The following is a 12381-nucleotide window of genomic DNA, read 5'->3' as shown; positions in this document are numbered from 1 at the left end:
GCGGCTCAAACCGGCTCGGCCGGCACGGGCTCGGCCGCGGCGGCGATCATGACGGTGGAGAGGAGGCCATAGGCCTGCGTCCAGGCGTCCTTCACCTCGGGGGTGAAATCGGGGCCGAGACCCTGTTCCAGCGTCCAGAGCAGCGCCGCGCCCACCGGCGCATAATGTTCGTCCTTCACGCCGTAGGCGACGTGGCGCTTCGCCAGGACCTGCGCCACCGGTACCACCGCATCGAGGTTGGACAGGCCCTTCACCACGACGGCGAGGGTCCCCATCAGCTTGCGGCCCTGCTCGGCGATGTCGCCCCGGAACATGGGCTTCACCTCCGGCGCAATCTCGAACAGCCGGCCATAGAACAGCCCGGCCGCCTGTTCGGACATCGGGGCGACCTTCGCGAACGAAGACTGGATAAGTTCCACTTGGCTGGGACGCATGGAAGTCCTCCGTGGCTGGGTGGAAAGATCAGGCGGCTTCCACGAAGCGGTGCCGCTCGTGGAGGAATTTGAGCACCGCCTCGCGGGCCTTGAGGTAGGTGGCGTTGGTCACCAGATCGAGCCGCTTGCGCGGGCGGGCGAGGTGGACGTCGAGCACCTCGCCGATCCGGGCCGAGGGGCCGTTGGTCATCATGACGATGCGGTCGGAGAGCAGGACCGCTTCGTCGACATCGTGGGTGATCATCAGGATGGTGTTGCCCAGCGTCGCGTGGATCTGCATCACGCTGTCCTGCAGATGGGCGCGGGTGAGCGCGTCGAGGGCGCCGAACGGCTCGTCGAGCAGCAGCACCTTCGGCTCCATCGACAGCGCGCGGGCGATGCCGACGCGCTGCTTCATGCCGCCCGACACTTCGCCGGGACGCTTGTCCTTGGCATGGGCCATCTGCACCAGTTCGAGATTGTGGAGGGTCCAGTCGTGCCGTTGGGCGCGGGTGCGGGTGCCGGAGAACACCTTGTCCACGGCGAGGCGGACATTGTCGTAGACGGTCAGCCAAGGCAGCAGGGAATGGTTCTGGAACACCACGGCGCGGTCGGGGCCGGGGGAATTCACCTCCCGGTCCTCCAGAAGCACGCCGCCGCTGGTCGCGTCGGTCAGCCCGGCGACGATGTTGAGCAACGTGGATTTCCCGCAGCCGGAATGGCCGATGATGGAGACGTATTCGCCCTTGTGGATCTCCAGCGTCACGTCCTTCAGGACGTTGGTCGTCGTCCCGCCGCGGCTATAGGTCTTGTCGATATGGTCGAGCTTGAGATAGCTGGTCATGGCGGCCTCCTCAGGCTGCGGCGGTGCCGCGGGTGACGATGGCGCCGAGGCCGGCAATGATGCGGTCGAGCACGAACCCGACGATGCCGACATAGATGAGCGCCACGATGATGTCGCCGATCAGCGACGAATTCCACGCATCCCAGATGAAGAAACCGATTCCGACGCCGCCGATCAGCATTTCCGCTGCGATAATGGCGAGCCAGGACAGGCCGATGCCGATGCGAAGACCCGTGAAGATGTAGGGCGCCGCAGCGGGGACCATAATCTTCACAAAGAATTCGATAGGATTGAGCCGAAGAACCGCCGCGACGTTGCGATAATCTTGCGGGATATTTCGGATGCCGACCGCGGTATTGATGATGATTGGCCAGATGGCGGTGATGAAGATGACGAAGATCGCCGCCGGCTGGCCGTCGCGGAAAGCGGCGAGCGAGAGCGGCAGCCAGGCGAGCGGCGGCACGGTGCGCAGCACCTGGAACAGCGGGTCGAGGCCGCGCATCGCCCAGGTGGACTGGCCGATCAAGGTGCCGAGGGCCACCCCGACGACGACCGCGAGCGAATAGCCGACCGCGACGCGCTGGACCGAGGCGAGGATGTGCCAGAACAGGCCTTTGTCCAGGCCGCCGCGATCGTAGAAGGGATCGACGATCAGCTCCCACGAACTGTCGAGGATGGCGGTGGGCGAGGGCAGAGGCGAGGTGGGCGAACTGCACAGGATCTGCCACAGGCCGACCAGCACCGTCAGCACGATCAAAGGCGGCAGGACGTTCGCGGCGATGCTGCTGAGCACCGGCAGGATGCGGTCGGCCGCCGGCTTGCGCTTCGGGCTCGGCATCGCGACCACGGTCGCGGTCGCCGCGCCGCCGGCGCGCGGAGGGGCGTCTCGTCCGGTCAGTTTCAAAGCGGGTGTGGTCATCGGCTCACTCCGAAAATGCCAGGGCACGTTCCGATCGAACTGCGGGGCAGTTGGTCAAAAACGTTCTCTACCAATGATTTAGAGACTGATTCCCCGATCATGCCGTGCGACATGACCGGATCAGGCTCCAAGGCGAGGCGCCCCTCCGCGCGGAGGGGCGCCGCTCTGTCAGGCGATGCGCTTGATGCCGAGGCTCGCGAGATAGGCCGACGGATTGGCGGGGTCGAAGACCTTGCCGTCATAGAAGGTCTCGAGACCGCGCGAGGTCGAGGTCGGAATGTCGGCGGCCGACACGTTCAGGGATTTCGCCGCCTCGCGCCAGAGATCCTCGCGGTTGACCTTGGAGATCAGCGCCTTGGCGTCGTAGTCGGGCTCGAACTTGCCCCAGCGCTGGTCCTCGGTGATGAACCAGAGGTCGTGGCTCTGATAGGGATAGGAGGCGGCGTCGGCCCAGTATTTCATCATGACCGGGCTCTTCTCGACCACCCGGCCGGTGCCATAGTCGAACTTGCCGAGCATGCGGTCCGTGACGTCGGCGACCGGCACGTTGATCCATTGGCGCTTGGCGCAGATCGCCGCGACTTCGGCGCGGTTCTCCATCTTCTCGCACCACATCTGGGCTTCCATGACCGCCTTGAGCAGCGCCATGGCGGCCTTGGGATTCTTGTCCACGTAGGAGGCGCGCATGCCGAACGCCTTCTCGGGATGGTCCTTCCACATCTCGCCGGTCGTGAGCGCGGTGTAGCCGATCTTCTGGTGGATGAGCTGCTCGTTCCACGGCTCGCAGACGCAGAAGCAGTCCATCGTGCCGACCTTCATATTGGCCACCATCTGGGCCGGCGGGACGACGATGGTCTCGATGTCCTTGTCGGGGTCGATGCCGCCGGCCGCGAGCCAATAGCGGATCCACAGATCGTGGGTGCCGCCCGGAAAGGTCATCGCCGCCTTGACCGGCTTGCCGGAGGCCTTCTTCTTGTCGAGCGCGGCCTTGAAGGGCTTGGTGTCGAGGCCGATCTTGAGGTCGAGATATTCCTGGCCGACCGAGATGCACTGCCCGTTCACGTTGAGGCGGGCGAGGATGTACATCGGGGTCGGGACGTTGTTCTGCGTCACCTTGCCGGCCGAGATGAGATAGGGCATCGGGGTGAGGATGTGCGCCCCGTCTATGCCGTTGCCTTCCGCACCGAGCACGAGATTGTCGCGGGTGGTGCCCCAGGAGGCCTGCTTGGCGACCGTCACGTCGGTCATGCCGTATTTTGCAAAGATCCCCTTCTCCTTCGCCACGAACAGTGGCGCGGCATCGGTCAGCGCGATGAAGCCGAGCACCGCCTTCGTGGTCTCCGGACCCTCGGCGGCATAGGCCGACGGGACGCCGCCCGGGAAGGCGATGCGGGCGGCTTCGAGCACCGCCGCCGTGCCGAGCGCCGCCGCACTGCCCTTCAGCAGCGCGCGGCGGGAGAGCGATGCGGCCGGAATCGCGGCCGGGCCAGACCTTGAATCGCCGGATTTGGGATCGGAAGCGTCGGTCATTCTGTTCCCCTGTTGGTCGCCAGTCGTACGAGACCCGAAACGAAAAAAGCCGCAGACTCCTCGACGGCCTACGGCCATCGGGTGTCAGCGGCTCTGCTGCGGGTGCCCCGTCATTGGGACATATGTCTTGGCGCGGACATCGTTGGCCGCGCCTGGAATACACATATTCAAGTTCCGTGCCAGACGCGGGGTGCGGACTTAAATGACTGGTCAAGTTGAGCAATGCTTCGTTGCTTAATTTTTCATCGATCATCATCCTGCATGTACGGTGCGCAAAAATTCCGCATCTGGCGCCGCATCCGTCAGCATTGCGGGGCGTGGCCGGTCTTCGCCCGGGTGCGGGAAAGCCCTCCGAAGCCCGCCGCCGGCCCTACCGGGTTAGGGCCAGAAAATGCCATTGAGGCCGATTTGGCACCTTCATAGCGTTCAGGCCGGAATCGGGGGGAGTGATGAGCAAACGGTCGATCGTCTTAAGCATCTGCCTCGCAGCCTGGCCGCTCGTCGCGCAGGCGCAGGAAGCACAGCAGGCGCAACAGGCATCCGGCGCCATGCCGGCCAACGGCATCTTTATCGGGGCGGGCGGGGCGTTCAACGGCGCCACCTTTCCGAACCAGGATATTTTCGGGTTCGGGATCAGCGACGTCTATGCGCTCGGACACTGGGTCGCGCGGGGACAGGCCGGCGGCTCGGCCTATCCGAACCTCGGGACGGATTCATCGCTTGCGCCCGCGCTTCAACTCGGCTTCTACCGCACGGTGGCGGGCACCCCCTGGGTGTGGGGTGCCAAGTTCAGCTACAATCAGGTCGGCGTCAGCGGGGCGCAAGACAATGTCCTCATCCCGCAGGCCGGCTCGTATGACGGGCTGATCTCCGGCACTTTCAACGGCAATTACCTGTTGCGCTCCTATCAGATGAGCCTGGAGCACCAATTCGCGCTCGTGCCGCTGGTCGGCTATTCGTTCGGGCGGGGTTTCGTCTATGGCGGTGCCGGCCCGACGCTCTCCAAGGTCACGGCCAGCATGAATGGGCTGATCGGGTTCGCCGAGCTCGATCACCGCTTCGACGTTTCCGGCACGCCCGGTTTCTTCTCGGCCTCCAACTGGGTGTGGGGCGCAACGGCCATGGCGGGCGTGACCTATTTTTTCGCGCCGTCCTGGTTCCTGGACCTGAGCTATTCCTACACAGCCTCGGCGACCAGCACGAACACGTTCGCCAACCAATTCGACACGGTCTATCCGACGACCGCCTTTTCGGGTCTGTCGGCGGGAACCTATTCCGGCACGGTGGACAATCAGGCCCTTACGGTCACGATCAACTACGTGTTCTGAAGAAAGCGCTCCGCATCGAAGGTCTCGCCGAACTGGGTGGCGACGCAGTCGGGGACCCGGTCGGCGGGCTCCGGCTGCGGGCCGACGGCGGCGTCGTAGAGATCCGGGCGGTAGACCCCGACCGCCTCGCGGGCGGCATCGCGCGTCCATTCGCCTTGGCCCGACTTCACGATCTGGCTGTAGATCCACAGCGCATGGTCGCGCGAGGGCCGGTTGGCATTGTCGCGGTGGAGGATCAGATAATCGGGATGGACGCGCAGCGCGCCCCCCGGCGCGGTGTGAAGCCGGCCGTCCAGCGTGCGGCGCAGGACGTCGGCGGGAAGGTTCAAATGGCGCGGCTCGCCCAGCAGACGGGCGAGGTCTTCGTGGTTTGCGGGATCCTCGCACCAGCGCGCGGCGGAGTGCAGCGCGCGCACCAGGCGGCGCAGCAGGTCCGGCTCGGTCTTGACGAAGCGGGCATGGACGCCGAGCACCTTCTCCGGGACCCAGCCGAAAATCTCCGCGCCCAGCACCGCGATCCGTCCGACATCCGCATCCACCGCCACGCTGTTCCACGGGCTGCCGACCGAAAAGCCGTGGATGAGGCCGTTGCGCAGGCTTTCCGCCATGAAGGGCGGCGGGACGACCACGAGGCGCACGTCGCGGTCGGGATCGACGCCGCCGGCCTTGAGGAAATGCCGGATCAGATAGGTATGGGTGGAGAAGGCATAGACCGCCGCGAAGGTGAGCGGGTCGCGCCCTTGGGCCTTGCGCGCCAGGACGACCTTTCCGAGCGCGCGCGCCGCACCAAGGCCGCTCGACAGGTCTTCGCCCGTCTCCCCCATCTCCTCATAGACGCCGCGCGCGATGGTGATGGCGCTGCCATTGAGGTTCAGCGCGAACGGCACCACCAGGGGCACCCGCACATGGCCGAGCCCGAGCGAGGAGGCAATGGCGAGCGGCCCGAGCATATGGGCGCCGTCGAGCAGCCCGACATTCACTTTGTCGCGGATGTTCGCCCAGGACACCTCGCGGTGCAGGTCGATCTCGATCCCCTCCGCCATCGAGAAGCCGCGTTCCGCCGCGGCGATCAGAACGGCGGCGTCTGTCAGGGGAATGAAGCCCATGGCGAGGCGTCTCATCGCAGGAGCTCCGCGGCTGTGATGATGGATTGGGCGATCTCGGCAAGCCGCTTCTTCTCGTTCATCGCGGTCCGGCGGATCAGGCCGTAGGCGGTCTGCTCGTCGACATTCTTCGCCCGCATGAGGATCAGCTTGGCGCGGTCGACGAGCTTGCGCTCCTCGAGCTGGCTGCGGGCCTCCTCCAATTCCTCGCGCAGCCGGGCGAAGGCGCGGTAGCGTGAGATCGTGGTCTCGAGGATCGGCCGCACCCGGTCCTTGCGCAGCCCGTCGACGACGTAGGAGGCGACACCGGCGGCGATCGCCTCCTCGATGGTCGCGCTGTCCGACTGGTCGACGAACATCGCCACCGGCCGCTTCACCTCGCGGCTCATCTGGAACATCTGCTCGATCGTGTCGCGGCTGGGATTTTCCAGGTCGATCAGGATCACGTCGGGATCGATGGCGTAGATCCGCCCGAGCAGGTTGTTGACCCCCTCGATGCGCAACACGTTGTGGAATCCCGCCTCCTGCAGCCCCTCGCTGAGGATGGCCGCCCGGACGGGGCTGTCGTCGACGATGACGATGCGCAGGGAAAGCTCGTTCGCCATGACCGATCGTGACCGTGGTGTCGCCGACAGGCAAGGAGCGGACCACTCCCCACCCCGGCGGTTCGGACGGGTGGTTGCCTCACCCGCCTGAGGCGGCGAGGGCGAAATCGATGATCCTGTCGCGCAGCGCCGTCAAAGACGGCGGCCGCTTCTCGAACGAATCCCAATCCCCAGGGACCGCCTCCGCGATCGCTTCCTTCAGCGCGCGCGCCTTCGAATCGCCCGTGGCGCGATCGTCGAGCCACAGGAGCCAGCGCAGATCTTCTATCCCCTCACTGGTGGTGATGACCAGAGCGTCGATGGTCGGGGCCGGCTGGCAGCGGTCGCCGCTGAGCGGCAGCATGGCATAATCGGATTCGCGCCCGTCGGTCGGGTCGCGCGGATCTCCGGTCCACGCGCGGCCGTGCCATTGCAGATAGCCGCTGGCGCCGGTGCGCCACAGGAAGAAGCCGGCCGCCGCCCGGAAGTCGGGCATGTTGTACATCCAGGGGGTGATTTTCTGGGCGCGCATCTGCTGGAAATTGGCGGCGCTGACGCCGTAGCCGTTGTTCACGAGCGCGGTGTCGAACAGGGTCACGAGGCTGCGCTGCTTGGTGCTGTTGAGCTGGCCGGCGACCGCGGCATCCGGCGCCGACGCCTTGATCGCGTCGCGGATCCCCTTCATGTCGCGGAAGGTGGCATCGCCGATTTCCGGCTCATCGGCGATCGACCAGAGCGGATTGGCGACGCCGGCCGCCGCCAGCGCGCGCTGGGCGGAGGCGATGCTCGGCCCGATCTTGGAGAAGCCGGCGCCGTGCTGCAGGTATTTGACCGACGTATAGTCGAAATAGGGGGCGGTAAAGCCGGCCTGCCGGACAAGGCTCATCTGCTGCACGTAGCGCGCGAGCTTGTCGGGGGTCGGGGCGACGAGTTCAGGCGAGATGCCGGTGATGCCGAAGGCGCGCAGCGCGGCATAGTCGCAGGCCATGCCCCGGTCGACCTGGTCGGGGGTGGGGGGGAACCACAATTCCCAATTCGGCGCCGCCATATAATAGCCGATCGGCCGGTCGGCCTGCGGCAGCGTGACGGGCACGACCTCCACCAGCGCGCGCGCTTCGACCCGGACGCCGGCAATGTCCAGCGCCAGCGAGACCGGGAGGGTGCCGCGGGCGGTCTGCGGCACGGTGAAGGTGACGTTCAGCCGGCGCGGCACGCCGCTGACGATCCGCATGTGCGAAAGGTCGCCCTCCAGCACGTCGGCGGTGATGCTGAGGCTGTTCTCGCCCCCGCCGCGGCGCATATAGGTCCATTTGCCCCAGCGCACGAGCGGGGTGATGCCGTCGGGTGCGGTCACCGAGACATCGGGGAGCAGGTCGTCCTGGTCCGAGAAGGCGAGGAAGTCGAGCGAGACGACGCCGCCGCGCGGGGCGCGGAAATTCGCCTGGAAGGGCAAAGCGGGATCCCAGAACGGGTGCTGGCTGCGCGGCGCGCCGGCCGGCAGGATGCGCAGCGTTACGCCGGTCGCGAGCGCGGGATCGACCGGCTTGTCGACCACCGGCCAGCGTTCGAGATAGCGCGTGCGGCGCCACGCCTCGACCGCGTCGACGGCCGCTTCGCTGTTGCCCGGCTCGATCACCATGGCGGCGAGATAGCCGTTATTGGGGGGCTGATCGGATTCGAGCTGAACCACGATCTTGCCGTCGATCACCGGCACCGTCGCGGTGATCAGCCCGGCGCGGTCGCGGGCATAGATCTCCCACGGCCCGCCATCGATCATGGCTTCCTTCCACAGGCCGCGTTTATAGACTTGGTCGACCCATTCGCCCGGCGTCAGGCTCTGGTTCAGAACGGTCTGACCGTTGATGATGATGGTGCGGTTCAGGGAGTGCGGGAAATATTCCCACTCGCCTTGATCCTCGGTCCAGAGCGAGACGGTCGCGACGTCGCTCTTGGTCCAGGGAATGGTGACGGTCTCGATCTGGTTGAGGCCGCTCGACAAGAGCGGGTCGTTCTGGGTGCGGATCAGGATGCCGGCCGGCTTCGACAGGCGCGGATCGTTCGGCAGCACGGTCTCGAAGCCGGGTACCTGGATTTCCGAATTCGGCGCAAAGCGCAACGCCAGCGCGTCGGCCGGGACCGGAGAAGCCGCCTCGACGCTCAAGGCGTCGATCCGGATCGGCCCTTCGCCCTCGCCATTGGAGACGACGATGCGCTTCACTTTCGTCCGGTCGAGGCGGGCCTTGGACGGGGTCACCCAGGACGAGACCGGCGCGCGCAGCACGAACGGGCCGGGCGGAAAGGTCGCCGAAGCATTGGCGCGCGAATACCAATTGGACGAATTCACGTCGTCGATGCGCAGATAGATCGTCACCGGGCCGCTGCCGGTGTTCGTCCCGGTGACGACCAGTTCCTGTTCCGGCGTGAAGGCGAGAGGGGGCGAAAAATCCTGCGTCGCCGTCAGCCGCGCCCCCTTCAGCCAGGACTGTCCGTCGCGCGCGACGTTTTCCCCGCCTCCGGCCGGGGCCGCGGCGGCCCGGCGCTCGATCGCAACGCTGGCGATGGCGAGGGGCGGCTGGCCTTGTTCGGTGAAGACGATGAAGCGCGCGATCGCATTGACGTCGAGCTGGGTGCCGCTCGGCGTCGGCAGGTTGTCGAGCGGCACGCGCATCACGAACGCGCCGGGGGCGACATTCGTGTCGGTGTTGAAATTGGTCATCCAGTTCTTGGAGGCGGCATCGTCGATGCGCACCGCGAGCAGAACCGGCTGGGTCGTGGAATTGGTGCCGCGAATCACCAGATCGTCGGTCGGTGCGAAGGCGCGGGGCGGCGCGAAGCCCTTGTCGAGTGGCTCCTTGGTGGTGGTGTTCACGAAGAAGGGGGCGAGATCGGCCGCCGGCCTCGGGGCTTGCGGTGCGGCGGCTCGGGGTGCGGCGGCTTGGGGTGCGGCGGCTTGGGGCACCGCCGCGGGGGGCGGACCGCCGGGCGCGGTCGGCGCGAGCGCGTGCAGCGGGCGCTCGGCGCGCAGGCGCTCGATCACGTCAGGCCGGAACAGCAAGGTCGCGCCGACGCCAGCGGCGATCCCGCCGATCATCAGACCCCAGGCGAAGCCGCTGAACCAGGTGCGCAATCCCCCCATCGCATTCTCCCTTCGGGATGCCGACATGATCCCGGCCCGGGAAACCTAAGGCCGAAGCTGTCCTGGATCCAGCTTTCGACGCCACCGTCCGATCTGCGGCCCGGATCGGCACCAAAGCCGCCGCCTCCATGTACCCGGATCGCGGCGCGGGGCAAAGGGCGGCGACGCATCCGCGCCCGTCCGCTTGACGCGGCGCAAGCCGCCCCCGAAAAGATCCGCGATGCGGGATCTACCGGACTATTCCCTCGGCGAATGGGCGCGCGCGGCGCCGCTCGCGCACGGCGTGCGGCGGCTGCGCAACGTGGCGGTGGACGCCTATTATGCGCGCCGGCCCGCCGCGGGCCATGCGGCCCTGGCGCGGGAGCTTGCCGGGCTGGACGGGCGGTTCGTTGCTTTCACCATCGCCTTCAACCTTCCCGAGGCCGTGGCCCTGCTGTCGCAGGGGCTTGCGCGCGTGCATCCCGGGGTGCCGCTGGTGGTGTGCGACAATTCCGACGATCCCGCGGCGCGGGCGCGGATCGCTGCTTTGTGCGCGGCACGCGGGCATGTCTATTGCGCGCTTCCGCGCCCGCCGGCGATCGGTTCGCGCGGCAACGCGTCGCGCTCCCACGCCGTCGCGCTCAACTGGGTCTGGCGCAACCTGATCCGGCCGAGCCGGCCGAGCGGGTTCGCGCTGCTCGATCATGATCTCGTCCCCCTGGTGCCGGACGATCTCGCGGCGCGGGTCGCGCACCACCCGATCCACGGCATGGTGCGCCGGGGCCCACGGGGGGCCTGGTATCTCTGGCCCGGCTTCAGCCTGTTCGATTTCTCCGCCGTCGCCGGCCTGAAGCTCGATTTCGGCACCGACACGCCGCGCGGCCTCGATACCGGGGGGCAGAATTGGCGTGTCCTCTACCGGCGGCTGGCGCCCTCGGACATCGGCCGCGCCCGGACCTTCCAGGTCCTGCTCGAGGATCCCGAGGTCGGCGCGCCGGAGCCGTTCCTTTTGGTGGACGGCTTTCTGCATGTCGGCGGCGCCGGCCATCGCGGCGGCGGGGCGGCGGCGCTCGCGCGGGTGCGGCGGGCCTATGAGGCCGATCCGGATGGTCTGTTCGCACGGCTCATGGCGGGCGCGGTGCCGATCGCCCCCACCGATTGAGACAAAAAAACGCCGCCGGGAAGCCGGCGGCGTTCTTGAAGAGCGCGCGGCAGCAGCCGCGGCGATCACTCCGCGGCGGGCTGCGGCGCGGACCGGGCCTTCTTCGCCTCGGCGCGCCGGGCATCGGCCGCGCGGTCGACACGCTCGGCGATGCGGGCGGACTTGCCGCGGCGGTCGCGCAGATAATAGAGCTTCGCGCGGCGCACCTTGCCGCGGCGCACCAGCTTGATCGAATCGATCAGCGGGGAGTGGACCGGGAAGACGCGCTCCACGCCTTCGCCGTAAGAAATCTTGCGCACCGTGAAATTCTCGTTCAGGCCGCCGCCCGACCGCGCGATGACCACGCCTTCATAGGCCTGGACGCGGGTGCGTTCGCCTTCGACCACCCTCACGTTCACAATGACGGTGTCGCCGGGCTGGAATTCAGGAACCGGGCGCTTCTCGGAGAGCCGGGCTGCCTGCTCGGCCTCAAGGGTCTGGATGATGTTCATGTCGCCAACCTTTAAGCGGTCGCCAATGCCGGATCCTTCCGGACCCGCGCCCCGGCGCCACATCGTGTCGTTTTAAGTTAAGGGACGGGGCGGCCTATATCGCAGAACGCGGCGCCTGTCATGTGGATTCCTTCATCGGGCCGTCATGGCGCGCCGCCGCGAGGAGGTCGGGCCGACGCGCGCGCGTCGTCGCTTCCGCCTGCGCCCGGCGCCAGGCGCGGATCCGGGCATGGTCGCCGGACGACAGGATCTCGGGAATTGCCATCCCCTCGAAGCTTTGGGGCCGGGTATATTGGGGATATTCGAGCAGGCCGTCCGAAAAGCTCTCGTCGCTTCCGCTCTCGCTCTTGCCCATGACGCCCGGGATCAGCCGGACACAGGCGTCGAGCAGGAGCAATGCCGCGCTCTCGCCACCCGACAGCACCACATCGCCGACGCAGACCTCCTCCAGGCCGCGCGCGGCGACGATGCGTTCGTCTACCCCCTCGAACCGCCCGCAGACGATCACCGCGCCCGGTCCCGCCGCCAGCGCGGCGACCCGCGCCTGGGTCAAAGGCCGGCCGCGCGGCGTCATCAGCAGGCGCGGGCGCGGATCCTCCGGCGGGGCGGCGGCATCGATGGCGCGGGCGAGGACGTCGGCGCGCATCACCATGCCGGGTCCGCCGCCGGCGGGCGTGTCGTCGACCGAGCGGTGGCGGTCGAGTGCGAAGTCGCGGATCTGCACCGCGGCGAGCGCCCAGAGGCCGGACGCGAGCGCGCGCCCGGCCAAGGCATGGCCGAGCGGCCCGGGGAACATCTCCGGATACAAGGTGAGGACGGTGGCGCGGAAACTCATCGCGCCGTGATGGGGGAGGCGGGCCGGAAGGTCAAATCCCGCGGCCGGGCAATGTCG

At 67.5% G+C, this 12381-nt stretch carries 11 protein-coding genes; 2 read left to right on the top strand and 9 right to left on the bottom strand.

Features of this window, described 5'->3' with window-relative positions:
- Positions 1 to 5: 5 nt before the first annotated feature.
- The 4 genes from EDC64_RS02660 to EDC64_RS02645 all read right to left on the bottom strand — a co-directional run bounded on the left by EDC64_RS02660 (position 6) and on the right by EDC64_RS02645 (position 3706).
- A complete protein-coding gene (locus EDC64_RS02660; RefSeq protein ID WP_132029564.1) occupies positions 6 to 434 on the bottom strand; it encodes a globin family protein in 429 nt (142 codons plus the stop codon).
- A 28-nt stretch (positions 435 to 462) separates the two neighbouring features.
- Positions 463 to 1257, bottom strand: coding sequence for an ABC transporter ATP-binding protein (locus tag EDC64_RS02655; protein ID WP_132029562.1), 795 nt, complete (start codon positions 1255 to 1257; stop codon positions 463 to 465).
- A 10-nt stretch (positions 1258 to 1267) separates the two neighbouring features.
- Positions 1268 to 2176: a nitrate ABC transporter permease gene (ntrB, locus tag EDC64_RS02650; protein WP_132029560.1), complete on the bottom strand. Its 909-nt coding sequence runs from the start codon at positions 2174 to 2176 to the stop codon at positions 1268 to 1270.
- 168 nt (positions 2177 to 2344) lie between these two features.
- Positions 2345 to 3706, bottom strand: a complete 1362-nt coding sequence (locus tag EDC64_RS02645) for a CmpA/NrtA family ABC transporter substrate-binding protein (protein WP_132029558.1) — start codon at positions 3704 to 3706, stop codon at positions 2345 to 2347.
- 449 nt (positions 3707 to 4155) lie between these two features.
- Between EDC64_RS02645 and EDC64_RS02640 the strand changes: the two genes are divergently transcribed.
- The gene (locus EDC64_RS02640) at positions 4156 to 5034 is read left to right on the top strand and encodes an outer membrane protein (protein ID WP_245504492.1); all 879 of its coding nucleotides are present in this window, start codon (positions 4156 to 4158) and stop codon (positions 5032 to 5034) included.
- Here the strand turns inward: EDC64_RS02640 and EDC64_RS02635 are convergent.
- The 3 genes from EDC64_RS02635 to EDC64_RS02625 form a co-directional block, all read right to left on the bottom strand.
- Positions 5022 to 6155, bottom strand: a complete 1134-nt coding sequence (locus EDC64_RS02635) for a CmpA/NrtA family ABC transporter substrate-binding protein (protein ID WP_132029556.1) — start codon at positions 6153 to 6155, stop codon at positions 5022 to 5024. The two genes, EDC64_RS02640 and EDC64_RS02635, sit on opposite strands and share 13 nt — an antisense overlap.
- Positions 6152 to 6742 (bottom strand): ANTAR domain-containing response regulator, encoded by a 591-nt coding sequence (locus EDC64_RS02630; protein ID WP_132029554.1) that lies wholly within the window; start codon positions 6740 to 6742, stop codon positions 6152 to 6154. Before EDC64_RS02630 ends, EDC64_RS02635 begins: the two co-directional genes overlap by 4 nt.
- A gap of 79 nt (positions 6743 to 6821) precedes the next feature.
- Positions 6822 to 9857, bottom strand: a complete 3036-nt coding sequence (locus tag EDC64_RS02625; RefSeq protein WP_132029552.1) for a hypothetical protein — start codon at positions 9855 to 9857, stop codon at positions 6822 to 6824.
- Positions 9858 to 10077: 220 nt separating this feature from the next.
- Here EDC64_RS02625 and EDC64_RS23425 point away from each other — a divergent pair, with 220 nt between their 5' ends.
- The gene (locus EDC64_RS23425) at positions 10078 to 10998 is read left to right on the top strand and encodes a hypothetical protein (RefSeq protein ID WP_165933615.1); all 921 of its coding nucleotides are present in this window, start codon (positions 10078 to 10080) and stop codon (positions 10996 to 10998) included.
- Positions 10999 to 11063: 65 nt separating this feature from the next.
- On the opposite strand, the gene rplS is transcribed toward EDC64_RS23425, so the two are convergent.
- The gene (gene rplS, locus EDC64_RS02610; protein ID WP_132029546.1) at positions 11064 to 11489 is read right to left on the bottom strand and encodes a 50S ribosomal protein L19; all 426 of its coding nucleotides are present in this window, start codon (positions 11487 to 11489) and stop codon (positions 11064 to 11066) included.
- Positions 11490 to 11607: 118 nt separating this feature from the next.
- Positions 11608 to 12324 (bottom strand): tRNA (guanosine(37)-N1)-methyltransferase TrmD, encoded by a 717-nt coding sequence (gene trmD / locus EDC64_RS02605; protein WP_132029544.1) that lies wholly within the window; start codon positions 12322 to 12324, stop codon positions 11608 to 11610.
- Between the last annotated feature and the right edge of the window lie 57 nt (positions 12325 to 12381).

This window comes from Aquabacter spiritensis (assembly GCF_004346185.1).
Taxonomy (GTDB): Bacteria; Pseudomonadota; Alphaproteobacteria; order Rhizobiales; family Xanthobacteraceae; genus Aquabacter; species Aquabacter spiritensis.
This window is presented reverse-complemented; position numbering and strand designations above follow the sequence as displayed.